This window comes from Mesorhizobium sp. M0598 (genome assembly GCF_040320865.1).
Lineage (GTDB): Bacteria > Pseudomonadota > Alphaproteobacteria > Rhizobiales > Rhizobiaceae > Mesorhizobium.
On sequence record NZ_JAMYQL010000011.1, the window covers coordinates 25,842 to 43,097 of the forward strand.

Consider the following 17,256-nt stretch of genomic DNA (forward strand, 5'->3'; position numbering starts at 1 on the left):
GGTCTACATAAGGCAAACGATTGGGCGTCGCGTGTCGAACTATCCGCTTTCCTACAAACTGTCGTGGCTGCCGCGTTTTCTCCGGCCTTCGCTCGATGGCAACGCGCGCGGCTTTGCTCCGGCGGCCGCAGCCCTGCTCGAACCACTGCCGGCGCGGACGGTGCGGCTGGCTTTCGTCGGCGATATCTCGGCGGTGGCCAATCGCCGCGCGCCGGACTGCGATCCGGCGATTGCGGCGCTGCTTGCCTCGGCCGATCTGGTGGTCGGCAATTGCGAAAGCCCGGTGGTGGAGCGGCCGAGCGCTGTTTTGGGCACCAGGCTTGGCACGCACCACGCGATGAGCGAGCGGTTCCTTGCCGAGGCGCTGGCCGCCGCCGGCATTTCGCGTGAAAAACTGGTGCTGTCGCTGGCCAACAACCATGTGCTCGACCAGGGTATTGCCGGCTTCGACGAGACCGTCGCCGCGCTGGAGCAATTAGGCATCCGCACGATCGGCACTGCGGCTCCGGTCGAGCGGTTTGCGGTTGGTTCGCTGACGATAGGCCTTGCCGCCTTTACCTTGTGGCGCAATACCGACGAGGCTCAGTTCGCGGGCCGAGTCTCGATGCAAGCCGATCCGAGGCAATGGCCGCACGCTGCCGCTTCGGGTGTCGACCTCCTCTGCGCGGTGCCGCATTGGGATTGGGAATTCCGGCATTTTCCACGTGCGAAGACGCGGGCAATGGCGCGACTTCTGGCCGAACATGGCGTCGGCCTGATCGCCGGACATCATGCCCATGTCGTGCAGCCGATCGAGCGAATCGGAAAGACGCTCGTTGCCTATGGGCTCGGCGATTTCATCGGCACCGCCTTGGCGCGGCAGCCATGGCCCGGCCGCATAGGCGCCATTCTCGTCGTCGACATCAGCGACGATCCCGGCACGCGCGGGGCCATCGCCGCCTACCGGCTGCATGCCTTCATGCGGCTGCGCGCCGGCGATCACGAGCGGCTGGTGCCGGTTGAAGCGCTGAGGGGCCGGATACTCGGTAAGGTCGAAGACCGGTTGAAGGCGATCTTCGAATGTTCTACCAGCGATGGCTGATCTCTCGATATCAACAACCTAGCCGGCGCGACGAGCGGTACACGATAAGTTCCTTGAGGAACTTTCTTCTCCGACGTCTGGCAGCAATTGAACAAGCGCTTGCAAGTCTGTTAACGCTATAAAACTTTGGATAATAGCAAAAGGGTGGACTTAGTTGTTCTACGAAACGCCGGAAAGCGGATAAGAATTTTTGCGGCTCCGGGACTCAAGACATAGTACGCCTTGATCACGACACGGCCAAATCGGCTGTGGCTCAAAAAGCGATCTCTGAACTGCAAAAAATTTTGTAAAGGCCTCTCCCTGTATTTTCCGTCGAGCGCCGTGGCCATGAAGCAAAAGGTGTTTACTGTGTACGCCATCCGATTCAACCCAGACTTGCGCAAGATCACACCTATATTCTATGGATTGGCGGTCTTGGCAATGACTTTCTCGTGCCTTGTCTGGCCACCGCAAAGCCATGCTCAGTCCAGCAGCCCATCCTACTTGAATATTTTCGAGGGCAGACAGCGGCAGAGTCCTAGTCCTGTAAGCGGCACCGCCAAAAACGCCGAAGGTTGCGAAGATCCGCAAGCCGAGAACGGATCAGAGATTTGCGCCCAGTGGGCCGCCGTTCACGCTGCGCAACAAAGCGCCAATGCCGCGTGGTGGACCTTGTACGTCAGTGCCGTCGGCCTGTCTCTTCTTGTCCTTACCCTGTTCGCTACCGCCTACGCCGCTTTCGCGGCGCGCGGTGCTGCGCTGGGACTGGTCCAATCCGAGCGACCGCACGTACGAATGTTCACGACGATTAAGACCAAAGACAAGCTCGGCAGAGTATTATCGACGCAGGGCGTGACCTTCAAGAATTTCGGGCGCACCCCGGCTCTGATACGGAAGCTCCGCATTTCCTATGTTCTCGCCGATGATCCTCCAGATCCTGAAAAGGAGAGTGCGTTTGAAAGAATCTATCCCGACGACTCCGTAATCGGACACGGTGAAACATGGCCATATAAGGGATTCATTCCTCAGTTTCAGGGCCGAACAGTTAATGATCTAATCAAAGATCATAAAAAAAACGGTAAAAGGCTCTTCGTTTTTGGCAAGATAGTCTACATCGATTCCTTCGGTAAAGAAAACTATACAAGATTCTGCCGAGAATTTAATGGTCGTAACTTCACCTACAACCGGACCGATGTAGACCATCAAAAAAACCTCAACTACGCTACATAGAGCGGGCTCGCTATCTCCGCAACTTTGCGCCTGCTGGATAAAGATCGGAAAAAGCTTCTGAGCTCATGACAGCCGGCGGATACCCCTTGCGACCGCTACGCGCTGTCGAAACAGCCAGCTGTTCTGGGCGGGTCGCCCGGCTGGCGACTTTCCCACCAAACCGGCTATCATGCCCAGCGCGGGCAGGCTTGTGGCGGCGGGTGGGTGATGGAAACTGCGGATTTCATGCCGAGCGAAGCGGTGATCGCCGGCCTCAGGAAGAACATCGAGGCCTATGAGGCGCAACGAGCTTCGGCCCATCGCCGGACGCGCTGGCGGGTGCCACTTTTCATCGGGCTGGTGCTGGTGTTCGTGGCGTTTGTGGCCTGGCTCTTCAACGGGGTTGCCGACCCCAACGAGCAGTGGTTCTCGACCCCGCATGTGTTCCTCTATATCGGCGGCTTCCTGGCGGCGATCCTGCTCTATTTCCAGGCGATCAAGCCGGCGAGCAAATTGCAGCAGTCGTTTCGCAGCACGCTGTTGCCGATCATCTTCGGCTTCATCGACGACATGCGGTACCGGCACAACGTCAAGCCGAATTCGTTCGACCGGTTGCCGCGCGAGACGGTTGGTCCGTTCAACCGGCAATCTTTCGATGATGTTTTTTCCGGCCGTTATGAGGGGTTTCCGTTCGAGCTTTACGAAGCAGATCTCCGGGAAGGGACGGGCAAGAGCACGACGGCAGTGTTCAAGGGGGTCATCGTCGCCTTCAAGACAATCGTGCCGTTCCCCGGCATATTGGTGGCCGCGCGCCGGACCAACAAGGTCGTCGGCTTCTTCCGCGGCATCTTCGGCAGCAAGATGCAGGAACTATCCAGCGGCATGCCGGAGCTCGATGCCGCCTACGAGTTCCGCACCGACAATATCGAGGCGGCGCGGCCGCTGGTGACCGGCCGGCTGGCGCAGGCGCTCGAATGGCTTGGCGAAACATGGCCGAAGGAACCGGCACGCGTCGCGCTCAACGGCAGCGACGGCTTTCTGCTGCTGCCGCAGACGAAGAACTTCTTCGAGCTGCCGGACATCTCTGTGCCGCTCGACTATGTCAAGCATGTTGCGCCGATCATCGCCGACATGGCCACGATCCTGGCGACCGCGGCGCTGGTGCGCAAGATTGGGGCGCAGGACGAGGAGGCGGGGTAGCGGCTAAAGCGCCTCGCGCTCGGACATCAGCAGTCGAAGCCGTAATTGTCGCGGAGATAGTCCGCGTCTTCCTTCGACATCTTCTTGAGCATCACACAGACGGTAAAGCTGCCCACCTGATGGCCGTTCTTGGTGTATCCCCAGTCCGAAATTTCGTCCCTGGTGAATTCGATCTCCTGGCCGGCGACGACGTTGTGCACTGCCTGCGGCTCGTTTGCTAAAATTCCGGCAAATCCGCTCGCCGTTCGGTGAAAGGGAATGATCCAGAAATGTTCCGTCGCGGTTCCGTCTTCGATCCTTACCTTCAATTTGAACGTGGCTGTTCCGGACGGCGGCGCCTCGGACAGGATCAGGAAGTCATCCAGGCTGGCGCGGGCCTGCTCAATCGCCGCCGCCATCTCCGGATCGTCCCTTGCCACACCGAGGACTCCCTTCTCACCGCTTTGGGCGTCGGCTGAGACCGGAGCAAACGCGAGTAGCAGGGCAATCGTGGCACGGACGGCAAGCTTCATGGTGCGGCTGCTTTCGACGCTTTCGCCAGAACGACTGTGATCATCATTTGCCGAACGTCTGATGGCAACTGGTTTTTGTCTCCATCAGGCGCTATTCCTGGGATAGCGGGGGTGGGGCTATGATCGAGGAACGCAAGGGGTTTCGCCTGTCGCGGCGGCTGCTGCTGGGTGCGGCGGTGGTCGGCGGCGCGATGCTCTGGGGCGGGACGACCGTGGCGCGCCTGGCGCGCGGTCCGTCGGGGCAGAAGAATTCCGGACGCATCGCCGACATTGATGGAATTGACCTGGCGCAGAAGCCGCTGGAGGGCCCGCCAGCCTACGATCCGTCGCTGCCATGGCTGACCAAGGGCGGCGACATCAACGATGCCAGCGGCCTGTCGATGACACCGGTCTATGGCGTTATCGAAGTCAGCGAGGAAGACCACATCGCGAGCGCGCTGGCCTTTGCCCGCGCCAATAGCCTGAAGGTCTCGGTCGCGGCGGTGCGCCATTCGATGGGCGGCCACGCCTTCGACGACAACGCGCTGGTCCTCGACATGCGCAAATTCAACAAGGTCAGTGTCGACCCGACGGCGAAGACGATCACCTTGCAGCCGGGCGCGCGCTGGCACGACATCCAGAACCTTTTGCACCCGCGCTTCGCGGTGAAGGCGATGCAGTCGACCGACATCTTTTCGGTCGGCGGCTCGCTGTCGGTCAACGCGCATGGCATGGACCACCAGGCCGGCTCGGTCGCCGGCTCGATCCGTTCGATGCGGGTGATGCTGGCGGACGGTTCGGTGACGACCTGCTCACCGGCCGAAAATACCGAGCTGTTCCGCCACGTCGTCGGCGGCTACGGCCTGTTCGGCGTGGTGCTGGAGGCGACACTCGACATCGTCGACAACGCCGTCTACCGGACCTCACGCGAGATCATCAAATCGGACGATTTCCCGACGTTCTTCGCCGAGGTTCTGGAGCCAAACAGGGCGATCGGTCTGTTTTATGGGCATCTGTCGACTGCGCCGGGCAATTTCCTCGAGGATATGATCGTCTACCGCTATGACAAGGTGGCCGACCAGCCGCCGGCCGACCAGCCGGCAATCGGTGAACCGGGTTCGGTCGGGCTTAAGCGGGTGATCATCAACCTGGCGAAATGGGGCAGCCTGTTCCAGGAGCTGAAATGGTTCACCGAAAAGACGCTGGAGCCGCAATTCGAGAGCTGCACGGTGGCGCGGACGACGGCAATGGCCGAGGGCGAGGCCTGCCTCGTCACGCGCAACAATCCGATGCACGATTCAGTGCCCTATCTGTTCAATGATCTGCTCGATGTGACCGACATCCTGCACGAGTATTTCATCCCGCGGGCGGCCTATAACCCGTTCATCGCGGAAGCGCGCGAGATCCTGCGCAACCGGACCCTGCCGGTGCTCAACGCGTCGGTACGCATCGTCCACAAGGAGGATGTGGCGCTGAATTATGCGCCGGAGCCGGCCTATTCGCTGGTGCTCTACATCAATCAGCCGACAGACGCCGACGGCAATGCCAGGATGCGGGCGCTGACAAGGGCGCTGATCGACGTGACGATCAAGCATGGCGGGCGTTTTTTCCTGCCCTACCAGCTCCACTACACAGGCAAGGAACTGCTTGCCTCCTATCCGGAACTGCCGTCCTTCCTGGCGAAGAAGCTGCAATACGATCCGGGCGAGCTGTTTTCGTCGATTTTTTATCGCGCCGTCAAGGCACTGATCGGCACGGCCTGAAGCGGCGGCTACAGACCGTCAGGCAGCTTCGCCGCCAGCCAGTTCGCCGAACGCCTGGCGATGCCGATCGTTGCCGATGCGGCGCGGCCGAGATCGGTCTTGACCACGGCGTAGCCGGCCTTCGTGCGGTAGAGCACGGCGCGGCCGCCATCGACCGCCGCTTCATAGGCGACCGGCCGGACGGCTTCCGTTTCCGTCGCCGTGGCCTGCGTTCCGACCGCAGCACTGGGCCGATGGCTCAGTTCCGGTGGCAGCGGGTCTGTCGCTGCGGTGCTGGCCGTCGTCAATTCAGGCTCAGAAGCGGTCGCAGCGAGCTGCGATGACGAAGACGAGTTCTGTGTCCGGCAGATGCCGGAGACCAACGGATAGTCGAAATTGCGCTCGTGCAGCATCTGGCTTTTCATCGCCGCTTCGCATTCGGCGATGGTCGACCATTTGGCGGGCGTCTCGCCGATATATTCGCAAAGCCTGGCGTCGCAGTCGCAGCCGACGATGGTCATGGCGACAAGGGCGGTCTTGATCACGGTCTTGTCCCTCCGAGATGCCTGGCGCATGTGCGCAAGATCAAAGTGCTAGGGCGTCATCAATCGTTGCGGAACAAGGCGGGATTTGGCCGCGATTGTGGAATGAGCGTGGCGGAGCATCACGCTACGTCTTGCGGAGGCCGGCTGTGACTGAAAGGCCTCAGTAATCGTAGACGTGTTCAAGCCTGGCGCCTGCCGTCATCAGCGCCGGCAGCACAATGTGCAGCTTGCGCACGGCGACAGTCAGGCCAGTGCGGCGCGTGGAGGGTTCCGCCGGAAGCGGGTAGCTGAACAAGGTGCGTGCACCTTCGGGAACATTGATCTCGTCATTGGAAAGCATGGTGACCATGATCTCGTCATTGCCGCCGATCTCGACGAAGGAGACGCCCTTGTCGATCAGGCGCGGGATCATGTCGGTGAACACCTGATAGCGCCTGGTGACGAAGACCGTGCCGTCGGCGCCGAGTTCGCGCTCCAGCAAGGTGTCGGGCTCATTACGCGTCACCTCGCTGACCGGACCCTTGGCCCAGACGTGAATGTCGAGCAGGGCCGGGTCGGTGGTGGCGGCGAGCGCCGACTTGATCAGATCGGCGTAGCCCTGCTTGATCGTGTCGGCGAGGCCGAAAGCGAGCTTGCGTTCGCTGGTGCGGACGGCGCTGTCGTCCGCTGCCGGCTGGACGGCAAACAGGCCGGCACGCTTTTCGGCATAGGGAAACTGGTACCACGGCACCTGGTCGAGAAAACCGGCATAATCGGCCGCCACCTTGGCCTGGTAGATGTCGACGGCGGTGCGCTTGCCGGCTGTCGCTTCGGTGACGCGGCCGATCGTATTTTCATAGGCCCACTGGATGGCGTGCTCGATCGTGTGGCTGGTGCCGATGACCACCAGCATCTGGTGTTTGTCGAGGTTGAACTTGTAGGTGGAGCTGGCGCGGATGACCATCGCATAGTCCTGCCAGAAGCGGCCGATATAGGAGAGATAGGGAAAACCGCTCGGCTGGTTCTTGTCGACGAAGCCGGCATATTCGCGGGCGGAGTAGACGATGGCCCATTCCGGATAGGTAAGAAAGGTCGATTCCTCCGGCCGCTGGTAGCCGGGGATCTCGGCACGGACCTTGTCGGCCAGCGCCTTCGGCGGGGCACCCTCGGTGACGCCCGGCAATGGCGTTGTGTCCAGCGACGGCGTCGTGAGAAAGCCGTAGGCCAGCCCGGCGATCGGGATCAACACGACAATGACGACGAGCCAGAGGATCGCCTTGATGATGCGCTTCAGCCAGCGGAACAGGAACATGGCCGGTCAGGCCGTGGCGAAATGGTCGTACACACGTTTCGACAGCCAGAACCCGACGTAGACGGCGAAGCCGCCGATGACGATGTGCGGCAGGTTGGCGAAGAAGCGGGCCGGGAATTCGATATCGTTCAGGGAGCGGAAGCCGTTGATGAAAATGCCGCCATCGAGGCAGCCGGAACCGGTGACCAGGCCGAGCACGCCGTCGAACAGATAGACCGAGCCGAACAGCTTGAAATAGAACACCGCCTGGCGGTGCGAGATGAAGGCGGCGGCCAGCGCCCAGACGCCGGAGAAGGCATGCAGCAAATCGTCGTACCATTGCAGCGAGAACAGGCCGAACAGATTGCCGCCGGCGTCGTTGAAAGCCGGCACATAGCCGATGGCAACAACGCCGAAGAACAGGAAAGCATAGGCAACAGCAAGCTTCTGGATGAGCGTCATGAAATGTCCCCCTGCCGTCAGCCCTTTTAAACGGCCCCCGACGGCAAATGGATAGTAGCTGATTTTGGCGCAGCGTGAAGCGTCGCCGGCAAAATCGTCAGGCGGGGCCACAAAGACAGTCGGCGCCGGGATTTCTCCCAGCGCCTCCCTGTCAGATCAGGACACGGTCGCGGCAGCAACTCCCGAAAGATGTCGCGCCATGCCGGCCTTGATTTTGACGGTCCTGCCAGTCGCCACCCGAGGGCAGCGTCCGTTCCGGACCACGCCGGTCTCCACTCTTGCGAGCTTTGCCCAGCGCGCCATCGAAGGTTTTTGCCGTCCTTCATGGCAGCATCGGTCCGCCGTCGGCGTTCGCACGCTTTCCGCGGCCCCGTAGGTCTCGGCGTCCATCCCTCCAACAAGCAAGCCTGTTCTCGTTCAGGGCCGTACGGGCCTCAGGAAATCCGCCGTTCCGCTTTGCCTTTCGGCGTGGCGATCGGTAGCCGCCTGAGATGGGTTTTAACGTACGTCGGATAAGCGTTTGGCGAAACTGCCGCATGCCTGTGGATAGCGGGATTATCGGGGACTGACCCTGCCAAAATAGCGACTTTCCGATCTCTGCCGCCGCCGGTCGGGATTTGCCGCCTCGATGCCGAAGCCGCATTGTCGGGTAATCGACCCTTGCCCCGCGGCCCGGCGCGGGCTTCAATGCCGGCAAATGAGTGGAAGGCGTGTTCGATGGCCTTGGGGAGGCGGGCTTGAAGGTCGCGGTGGTTCTCAATCCGATCGCCGGCGGCGGCAGGCTCAAGCGGCATTGGCCCGAGGTTGCGGCGTCGCTGAAAAGACATTTCGGTGATTTCGAGCTGCGTGAAACGCAGGCCGAGGGGGATGCCGAACGGCTGGCGCTCGACCTTGCCGCCATCGGCTTCGAGCTGGTGATCGCGGCCGGCGGCGACGGCACCGCCAGCGAAGTCGCCGACGGGCTGCTGAAGGCTTTCCGGGAAAGCGGCCGGACGGCCGAACTCGGGCTGCTGCCTTGCGGCACCGGCATCGACTTCGCCCGCGGGCTCGGCCTGTCGAACAATGTCGATCTGACGCTGAAGCGGATTGCCGAGGCCAAGCCGCGCAAGGTCGATGCCGGCTGCATCAGCTATGTCGACGACCATGGCGCACTGGCCAGCCGCCATTTCATCAACATCGCCAGCCTCGGGCTGTCCGGCGCTACCGACCGTGCCGTCAACGCCGACAAGCGCAAGGGCAAGGTTTCGGCCAAGGCGCTGTTCTACTGGCGCACGGTCTGGGAATTCCTCCGCTATCGGTTCCAGGAGGTTGCGATCACCGTCGACGACGGTGCCCCGGTTGAGGCGCGCATGGCGCTGGTCGCGGTGGCCAACGGCAAATTCTTCGGCGGCGGCATGATGATCGCGCCCGACGCCGAGCTTAACGACGGCGAGTTCGACATCGTCATCCTGCGCGCCGCCGGCAAGCTGAAGCTGATCTGGGACATCCGCCTGCTCTATGGCGGGCGGCACCGCAACCATCCTGCGATCACCATCCTGCGCGGCAAGAAAGTGGTTGTCGAGCCGCTCGGCGATGTGCAAAAGAACGCCGCGCTGATCGACATAGACGGCGAATCGCCGGGTCGCATACCAGCGACTTTCGAGATCCTGCCCGGCGCATTGACGCTGAGATATTGAATCAAGCTGTTAAGACTTTGATTCAGTTGACTGCGGCTCTGGTTCCGGCGATCTCTCCAATCGACTGAAATCGATTGATAATCCGGCCAATATCAACTTGCGAGTTTAGCCGGGAAACCGGGTGCGCGCAGGTCGGTGCCGACGGCATCCTCGAGCAGTTTCACGATCATCGTCGACCAGGCGCTGCCGCCATAGGCCTGCTTGCCTTGCCTGAAGATTGCGTCGACGCGCGAGGCAATCTCGAGCGGCACGCCGAATTTTTCACCCATGCCGAGGGCGAAGCCGAGATCCTTCAACGCCAGATCCATGGTGAAGCCGATGTCGTAGGAGCCGTTCAGCACCAGCTGGCTTTCGGTCTCATGGACGAAGCTGTTGCCGGAGGAGGCGACGATGGCGTGATAGGACTGGGCAAGGTCGAGCCCGCCCTTTTTGGCCAGCATCAGCGCTTCGCCGGCGGCGACCAGATGGATGAAGGCCAGCATGTTGGTGATGACCTTGATCACCGCCGCCGAGCCGACCGGACCCATCAGGAACGAGCGCGCGCACATCGCCTCGACGGCAGGGCGGTGGCGCGCATAAAGCGCTGCGTCGCCGCCGACCAGCGCGGTGATCTGTCCGACGGCTGCCAGATGCACGCCGCCGGTGACCGGGCATTCGAGCGTCTCGACGCCTCTTGCCGAGGCGAGGGATGCAAGGCGCACGATCTCGTCTTGGCTAGTGGTCGACATCTCGATCCAACTGCCGCCTGCGGGCAGGCCTTCGAGCAATCCGCCGGGGCCGGCCAGCACCGCCTCGCTGACTTTTGGCGAGGGCAGGCAGGTGATGGCATTGCCGGCGCGGCCAGCGGCATCAGCCGGGCTGTTGGCGGCATCGGCACCAAGCATCACCAGCCGCTCGACGGCCGCCTGGTCGCGGTCGAATACGGTGACGGCAAAGCCGTTGTGGATCAGGTTGGCGGCGAGCTGGCCGCCGAGATGGCCAAGACCGACGAAGGCATAGCTCTGACGCGCGCTCACGGCATCAACGGCGTCTGCAGCATCTGCAAATGCAGGTCCTTGCCGGTCCAGGGATGCGCCTCGCAGACGGCTTCGTCGAGTTCGACACCGAGGCCTGGCTCCTTCGACGGGATGACGTTGCCGTCCCGCCATTCGATCTTCTTCTTGAGCAGCTTCGCGTGAAAACCGTCCCACTGTTTCAGCGATTCCAGAATGAGGAAATTGGGCAGCGTCACCGCAAGCTGGATGTTGGCGGCGCCGACGATCGGTCCGCAGTAGCAGTGCGGCGCGACCTGGATGTGGTAGGCTTCGGCCATGGCGGCGATCTTTTTGGTTTCGAGAATGCCGCCGGAGCGGCCAAGGTCGGGCTGAAGAATGGTCGCCGCACGGTTCTCGATGACGCGGGCGAACTCAAATTTGGTTGTTAGCCGCTCGCCGGTGGCAATCGGGATCGAGGTCGCGCGGGCGACCTGCGCCATCACCTCGGGCATGTCGGGCGGCACCGGCTCCTCGAACCACAGCGGATCATAGGGCTCGATGGCGCGGGCGAGGCGCAGCGCGCCCGATGCGGTGAACTGGCCGTGCGTGCCGAACAGGATGTCGGCCCTGGTGCCGACCGCCTCGCGGATCGCCTTGACCATGCGGGCGGAGAGGTCGACGTCGACGAGGCGCGGCTGGTGGCCGTCGAAGGCGGTGTAAGGGCCGGCTGGGTCGAGCTTGACCGCGTTAAAACCCTGCTCGACATATTCGAGCGCGCAGGCGGCGGCCAGGTCAGGATCATTGTAGACGTTCTTGCCGCGGGCGTCCTCGGAGTGGACGCTGCCGCTGTGCGGGTAGAGGTAGGTATAGGAACGCAGCGTTTCGTGTACCTGGCCGCCAAGCAGCTTGTAGACCGGCTTGCCGGCCTCTTTGCCGATAATGTCCCAGCAGGCGATTTCGAGCGCCGAGAAACAGCCCATGCCCGACACGTCGGGCCTCTGGGTGAAGCCGGACGAATAGGCGCGGCGGAAGAAGGTCTCGACATCGTGCGGGTCGCGGCCGATGAGATAACGTTCGGCCATGTCCTCGACCATTTTCGCCGTGACATGAGCCGAGAAGGTGGCGTTGTAAGCTTCGCCATAGCCGACGACGCCGCCATCGGTGGTGAGCTTGACGAAGATGAAATACTTGCCGCCGATGCCGGGCGGCGGATTGCCGACCACCCAGGTCTTGACGTCGGTGATTTTCATTTCTGATCCTCCAGAACCAGTTCGGCGCCCTTCCATCCGGTCATGATCGCGGCGGCGTTGGTGTTGCCGGTTATGTTGTCGGGAAAGATCGAGGCATCGATGACGCGCAACGCCTGGATGCCGTGCACCTTGAGGCGCGGATCGACGACGGCGTGCGACGCGTCCGGCCCCATGCGGCAGGTCGAGACCGGGTGGTAGACGGTGCCCGAGCGCTTCCTGAAATCCTGAATGAGATCCGCGTCGGAGGTGATCGAGGGACCGGGCAAAACCTCCTCCTCGATGATCTCGGCCATCGCCGGCATCGAGGCGATCTTCCGGACGAATTTCACCGCCGCCAGCATTTCAGCGACATCCGCCTCGGTCGAAAAGGCATTGGCGACGATTTTGGGATAATCGCGCGGATTGGCGGAACGGATCATGATTTCGCCGCGGCTCGACGGACGGCAATTGGAGAGACCGATGGAAAAGCCCGGCCATGGATCGGGCGTCAGGATCGGCCGTTCGCCGCTCTTCGGAATGACGGTCGAAAACGCCTGGAAATAGAGCTGCATGTTGGGCCGTGCCGTGGCCGGATCGGTGCGAAAGAAGCCGCCGGCATTGTTCATCGACAGCGACAGCGGGCCCGACCGCAAAAACACATATTGCATGCCGACCAGCAGCTTGCCCCACCACGGGCGCAGGATCTGGTTGAGCGTCGGCAGCCTGCCCTTGAAAGTGTAGTTGATGCCGACATGGTCCTGCAGGTTTGCCCCGACATTCTCGTTGGCGTGAACGACAGGAATGCCCAGACCAGCAAGAAGCGCCGATGGACCGACACCGGAGATCTGGAGAAGTTGGGGCGAATTGACCGAGCCGCCCGACAGGATGATCTCGCGGCCGGCGCGGGCGGTTTTCGTGGCGCCATTCTGGAGGTACTCGACACCGACGGCACGCTTGCTTTCGAACAGGATCTTTGTCGCCAGCGCGTTGATCTCGACGCGGACGTTTTTGCGCTTCATTGCCGGGCGCAGGAAGGCGCGCGCCGCCGACATGCGGCGGCCATTCCTGGTGGTGATCTGGTAGACGCCGACGCCTTCCTGCGAGGCGCCGTTGAAATCCGGGTTGAGCGGCAGGCCGGCTTGATTGGCGGCGGCGAGATAACGCTTGGTGAGCGGATGGACGGAGGTCGAGCAGTCGGTGATATGCAGCGGCCCGCCGACGCCACGCCACTGGTCGGCGCCGGCCTGGTTGTCTTCCAGCGCCTTGAACGCAGGCAGCAGGTCGTCGAAGCCCCAGCCGGGATTGCCGGCATTCCGCCAGGCATCGAAATCCTCGCGCGCGCCCCTGATCCAGACCATGGCGTTGATCGAACTCGAGCCGCCGAGCAGCTTGCCGCGCGGCCAGTGGTCGGCATTGCCGGCCAGGCCGGGATCCGGCTCGGCCTTGTAGTTCCAGTTGACCGCCGGGTCGAAGAAGGTCTTGCCGTAGCCGAGCGGCATCTGCACGTAGAAGCGACGGTCGCTGCCGCCGGCCTCGAGCACCAGCACCGAGAAGCGGCCGGAAGCCGACAATCTTTCGGCCAGGACCGAGCCGGCCGAACCGGAGCCGACGATGATGAAATCATAGGTCTGCATGGTGGATACGGCTGGCTCCGGAATTCGGCTCTAACCTAGGCTTGGGCGCGACGCGGCGTCGCCGGGTCTTCCGGCATCCGTTGTGAAAAAAGCGACCGGGGATATTCAGTCTGAATGTCAGCCTGTCGCCTGCTGCCCGAGTTCAGTCGTGTTCGCGCCCATCCGGGTCGAACAGGGCCGCCGCCTCATTGGCTTCTTCCAGCAGGAAGGTGAACACGCTTGAGTAGGACTTGGTCGAACCGGACAGAGGATCGTCACTCTCCCAGCGAAAGACCCCCCGTCCGGATTCATGCCAATTAAATCGTCATTGTCCCCTAGCGCACCAATAAAGAGAACATCGTCTGGTGCATTGCCTGGTCGTCTCTTTATATTTGGTTCCAGTATGGAGAAGGGTTGTTGACCCGCCTCCACCAAATTCGTGCGTGACCAGCTACGTCGCAGCCCATAGACGCTTATATAATTCGCAAACAGACCTATCCCGTTGTGGAGCATGAGAAAGCAACGGAAATTATCTGGGAGTCGACGCGAAATTTCAGACTCCATCTGCCCAATTCCGATGGCGCCAAGTGGTGCGTACAGCTGATGCAAATACGCTTGAGGCGCTCGATGCGGGGTATGGCCAATCCACTCGGTTCCATCCGGATAGGTCTTGTATCCGAGGCGTTTCCATTTATCGACTAGGGTTCGGAGCTCTCTGTATGCACGAGCGTCTTCATTGCTTGACCATTCTTCCTGCGAACGCATTGTCCCTAATAGCTCCATTTACCCACTTTTGACGGGTTCTAGGGTCTACCTTGTCAACCTGATCTATCACATCGGAAAACAACGGGCGAACATCACAGAGTTGGTAATCACGCCCGACGGTGACTTTCGCGCCTACAACCTAAGGTCGCCAGCCAGTTCGTTCGGCCGGAGACGTGAGACTTGCCAAGCTGCGATCCGCTGCGGAAGTCTAGTCTTGCTGTTGCAATGTCGGTGAGCCTCGCTACGGCTTTGATTAATCTGTTTGCGTTCAGTAATGTTCGCCGGTGACAGCGAAGCGGGCGCAATAGCGGCTGGATGGCAACTTTCCACCCATAGCCGAAACTTCAAGCTGCGATCACAGACGAAGATCGGCAATCTGCTTGATATCATAGCGCATGATCGGGCGGGCCGGCGTTCTGCGAGCGACGACCCTGAACCCGGCGCGCGCGAAGGTGGAGGCATATCCGCTGCCGGATGCGCTCGGCGATGTTTCGGCGTCGAAAGGATAGGCTTCGAGCGCAGGCGCATTTGCGCGCCTTGCGACTTCCAGTGCTTCCGCAATCAGCTGGAATGTTACGCCCCGCCTGCGGTATCGTTTTCGCACGTAGAGGCAGGACAGGGACCAGACCGGCCTGTCGTCCACGCGCTTGAGCTGCCATAGCCGATCGAGCCAGGGCAGGGCATCTCGCGGCGTCACCCGGCACCAGCCGACAGCCGTATCGCCGTCGAAAGCGAGCAAACCCGGAGGCGGACCATGCTGGACGGCCTGCCGGAACGCTGCCTTGTTTTCCTCGCCGGGTCGCTTTCGATAAGAACTGCCGATCCGTCCGTACATACACCAACAGCGACTGCAGACGGCGCTGTCACCGAACAGGTCCTCGAGCGCCGGCCACAGATCGGGCGTTAATGGGCGAAAGCCAAGTTCCATGTCAGCCGTCATCCGCTATTGATATTGCTCAGTCTAGCCTGCACTGCGCGCTAGCTGATCATAGGTTGCGGTCCATGCGGGGATGTTCAAACCGGGGTTTCACTCAGCGTCCCTGTCGTGCTCCATCTCAGCGCAGAAAACCAAGCACGGCCTCCATGAACTCGGTGGGGTACTCGACATTCGACAAGTGGACCGCGGGCAGGACAACCGGTTTCGCGCCGGGCACCGTCGCCGCGATCAACTCGCTATGGCTGACGGCTGTCACAGTGTCGTGCCGGCCGGCGATCACCAGCGTTGGCCTGGAAATCAGCGCAACGGTTCGGCGAAGGTCCGCATCGCGAACCGCCGCGAACAGACCAGCCAGGCCTTGCCGATCTATGGCCAGCAGCATGGCGCGAAATTCTTCGATGACGGGTTCGTTGGCCGTCAGCATACGCGCAGGGAACCAGTTGCCCAGGAACATCTCGGCGGTTTCCGCCATGTCTGGCGCCTGCAGCACGGCGGCAATCCGCTCGTCAAACTGCTTTGCCGGTCCGAGGTAGGATGAGGTGTTGCTCAGGATCAATCGTTCGATCCGCTCGGGCGCGTGGATGCCGAGCCACTGCCCGACGAAGCCGCCCAACGACAGACCGAGGAAGTGTACGCGTTCAATGCCCAGGGCGTCGAGCAACTCGATCACGTCGCGGCCAAGCCGGTCGAGCGAATAAGCGCCGGCCGGAACGCTCGACCCTCCGTGGCCGCGAAAATCATAGCGCAGAACACGGAAATGCTTCGACAGCTCGTTGACCTGCATGTCCCACATCCGCAGTGTGGTGGCGATGGAATTCGACAGCATCAGCACGGGCTTCCCGGCGTTGCCGTCCATGCGGTAGGCGATGCGGGTACCATCGCCGACGGTCATGAAATCCAGCTCATTCATGGTGAATACCTTCCTTGCTTGGAGCGTTGAATGTGGCAAAGCCTAGCTGCGGCACGCTTTTGAAGATATTACAAACATAGGACTATCTCTGTAATAGAAGCCGACATGGCCGAATTCACCCTGCACGACCTGCAATGCTTCGATGCCGTGGTCCGCTGCGGCGGCTTTCAGCCTGCGGCGGCCATGCTGCATCGCTCGCACCCGGCTGTGTTCGCAGCCGTTGCAAAGCTGGAGCGGCAACTCGACCTCGTTCTTTTGGATCGCAGCGGCTATCGCGTGCGCCCCACCGAGGCAGGGCTGTCGTTCCATCGCAGGGCACAATCGCTGCTGCGCGAGCTCGAGGGCTTGCGGCTTCATGCTGCTCAGCTGTCAATGGGCGAAGAAAGCGAGATCCATGTGGTGATCGGCGACCTTTGCCCGCGCCCGCAGGCATTGGGCATGCTCGGACGGTTCTTCGCCCAGTGTCCGGGCACACGCCTGCACCTGCATTTCGAGGCGGTGGGCGGCCCGTGGGAGCGCCTCTTCGATGACGAAGCCGATTTGATCCTGCACTGGATCGACAAGAGCGATCCGCGGGTGGAATGGATCGATCTGTGCAAGGTGCACTTCGTCCCAGTAGTGGCGTCGGACTTCCTACCGGAGCGGATCAAGCACCCCATCACGCCGGATCAGATGCACGCGTTCACCCAATGTGTCATGCGCGACACGGCCCGCCATTCACCGCAACAAGACTACTTCATGATCGAGGGTGCGCCGCAATGCATGGTGGCCGACCAGGGGATGAAGAAGGAAATCATCCTGCAGGGCCTCGCGTGGGGCCACATGCCCCGCTTCCTGATCGAGGATGAGCTGCGCGACGGACGCCTGCAATCCGTTGCCGGCCGTCATCTGCCAGGCCGCACCGAGGAGTTGGTGGTGGCGCGCCGCCGCGACCGGCCGCACGGGCCGATCTCGAACCGTCTGTGGGATCATATCGAGCAAGAGGCGCCGACGTTGCGTCGAGCGCTCGAACGTCGGACACCTGTCCGGCACGCAAAGCAAGGGCTCGGCATCGAGTGAATTCTTCGAGGCCGTTCAGTCTATCGGTAGGTAGAACCGTAATTCCTATATTGTTGTTATCTCAGTCCTTCGTTAGGGTCTGCTGCATCTGACAAAATCGGCGACGCTCACGTG

General features: G+C 61.6%; 17 protein-coding genes. 6 read left to right on the forward strand and 11 right to left on the reverse strand.

Going from position 1 to position 17,256, the window contains the following annotated elements:
* Positions 1–31: 31 nt before the first annotated feature.
* A complete protein-coding gene (locus NKI59_RS15870) occupies positions 32–1,081 on the forward strand; it encodes a CapA family protein (protein ID WP_352705456.1) in 1,050 nt (349 codons plus the stop codon).
* A gap of 116 nt (positions 1,082–1,197) precedes the next feature.
* On the opposite strand, the gene NKI59_RS15875 is transcribed toward NKI59_RS15870, so the two are convergent.
* Positions 1,198–1,440, reverse strand: coding sequence for a CFI-box-CTERM domain-containing protein (locus tag NKI59_RS15875; protein ID WP_352705270.1), 243 nt, complete (start codon positions 1,438–1,440; stop codon positions 1,198–1,200).
* On the opposite strand from NKI59_RS15875, the gene NKI59_RS15880 reads away from it, so the two are divergent.
* The gene (locus tag NKI59_RS15880) at positions 1,409–2,290 is read left to right on the forward strand and encodes a hypothetical protein (RefSeq protein WP_352705475.1); all 882 of its coding nucleotides are present in this window, start codon (positions 1,409–1,411) and stop codon (positions 2,288–2,290) included. The two genes, NKI59_RS15875 and NKI59_RS15880, sit on opposite strands and share 32 nt — an antisense overlap.
* Positions 2,291–2,497: 207 nt before the next feature.
* Positions 2,498–3,469, forward strand: coding sequence for a hypothetical protein (locus tag NKI59_RS15885; RefSeq protein ID WP_352705272.1), 972 nt, complete (start codon positions 2,498–2,500; stop codon positions 3,467–3,469).
* A 26-nt stretch (positions 3,470–3,495) separates the two neighbouring features.
* Here the strand turns inward: NKI59_RS15885 and NKI59_RS15890 are convergent, their stop codons facing one another.
* Positions 3,496–3,981 (reverse strand): YegJ family protein, encoded by a 486-nt coding sequence (locus tag NKI59_RS15890; protein ID WP_023678395.1) that lies wholly within the window; start codon positions 3,979–3,981, stop codon positions 3,496–3,498.
* A 119-nt stretch (positions 3,982–4,100) separates the two neighbouring features.
* On the opposite strand from NKI59_RS15890, the gene NKI59_RS15895 reads away from it, so the two are divergent.
* Positions 4,101–5,723 (forward strand): FAD-binding oxidoreductase, encoded by a 1,623-nt coding sequence (locus NKI59_RS15895; RefSeq protein ID WP_352705274.1) that lies wholly within the window; start codon positions 4,101–4,103, stop codon positions 5,721–5,723.
* Positions 5,724–5,731: 8 nt separating this feature from the next.
* On the opposite strand, the gene NKI59_RS15900 is transcribed toward NKI59_RS15895, so the two are convergent.
* From NKI59_RS15900 to NKI59_RS15910, 3 genes are all read right to left on the reverse strand, one after another.
* A complete protein-coding gene (locus NKI59_RS15900; RefSeq protein ID WP_352450478.1) occupies positions 5,732–6,247 on the reverse strand; it encodes a hypothetical protein in 516 nt (171 codons plus the stop codon).
* 160 nt (positions 6,248–6,407) lie between these two features.
* Entirely contained in the window at positions 6,408–7,538 is a 1,131-nt protein-coding gene (locus NKI59_RS15905; protein WP_352705276.1) for a hypothetical protein, read from the reverse strand.
* A 6-nt stretch (positions 7,539–7,544) separates the two neighbouring features.
* Positions 7,545–7,979, reverse strand: coding sequence for a DUF4383 domain-containing protein (locus tag NKI59_RS15910; RefSeq protein ID WP_023719157.1), 435 nt, complete (start codon positions 7,977–7,979; stop codon positions 7,545–7,547).
* Between the two features lie 737 nt (positions 7,980–8,716).
* On the opposite strand from NKI59_RS15910, the gene NKI59_RS15915 reads away from it, so the two are divergent.
* A complete protein-coding gene (locus NKI59_RS15915; protein WP_352567985.1) occupies positions 8,717–9,655 on the forward strand; it encodes a diacylglycerol/lipid kinase family protein in 939 nt (312 codons plus the stop codon).
* Between the two features lie 92 nt (positions 9,656–9,747).
* Here NKI59_RS15915 and NKI59_RS15920 read toward each other — a convergent pair whose 3' ends face one another.
* From NKI59_RS15920 to NKI59_RS15945, 6 genes are all read right to left on the reverse strand, one after another.
* Positions 9,748–10,671 carry an NAD(P)-dependent oxidoreductase gene (locus NKI59_RS15920; protein WP_352705278.1) on the reverse strand — a complete coding sequence of 308 codons (924 nt, stop codon included), beginning with the start codon at positions 10,669–10,671 and terminating at the stop codon, positions 9,748–9,750.
* Complete coding sequence (locus NKI59_RS15925; RefSeq protein ID WP_352705280.1) at positions 10,668–11,879, reverse strand: mandelate racemase/muconate lactonizing enzyme family protein; 1,212 nt, start codon at positions 11,877–11,879, stop codon at positions 10,668–10,670. The genes NKI59_RS15920 and NKI59_RS15925 overlap by 4 nt, the downstream gene beginning before the upstream one ends.
* The gene (locus tag NKI59_RS15930; RefSeq protein WP_352705282.1) at positions 11,876–13,492 is read right to left on the reverse strand and encodes a GMC family oxidoreductase; all 1,617 of its coding nucleotides are present in this window, start codon (positions 13,490–13,492) and stop codon (positions 11,876–11,878) included. Before NKI59_RS15930 ends, NKI59_RS15925 begins: the two co-directional genes overlap by 4 nt.
* Before the next feature lie 117 nt (positions 13,493–13,609).
* The gene (locus NKI59_RS15935; protein WP_352705284.1) at positions 13,610–14,254 is read right to left on the reverse strand and encodes an SMI1/KNR4 family protein; all 645 of its coding nucleotides are present in this window, start codon (positions 14,252–14,254) and stop codon (positions 13,610–13,612) included.
* Between the two features lie 337 nt (positions 14,255–14,591).
* The gene (locus NKI59_RS15940; RefSeq protein WP_352705286.1) at positions 14,592–15,164 is read right to left on the reverse strand and encodes a GNAT family N-acetyltransferase; all 573 of its coding nucleotides are present in this window, start codon (positions 15,162–15,164) and stop codon (positions 14,592–14,594) included.
* Positions 15,165–15,291: 127 nt separating this feature from the next.
* Positions 15,292–16,083, reverse strand: a complete 792-nt coding sequence (locus tag NKI59_RS15945; RefSeq protein ID WP_352705288.1) for an alpha/beta fold hydrolase — start codon at positions 16,081–16,083, stop codon at positions 15,292–15,294.
* A 105-nt stretch (positions 16,084–16,188) separates the two neighbouring features.
* Between NKI59_RS15945 and NKI59_RS15950 the strand changes: the two genes are divergently transcribed.
* Positions 16,189–17,142: a LysR family transcriptional regulator gene (locus NKI59_RS15950; RefSeq protein WP_352705290.1), complete on the forward strand. Its 954-nt coding sequence runs from the start codon at positions 16,189–16,191 to the stop codon at positions 17,140–17,142.
* The last annotated feature ends 114 nt before the right edge of the window (positions 17,143–17,256 follow it).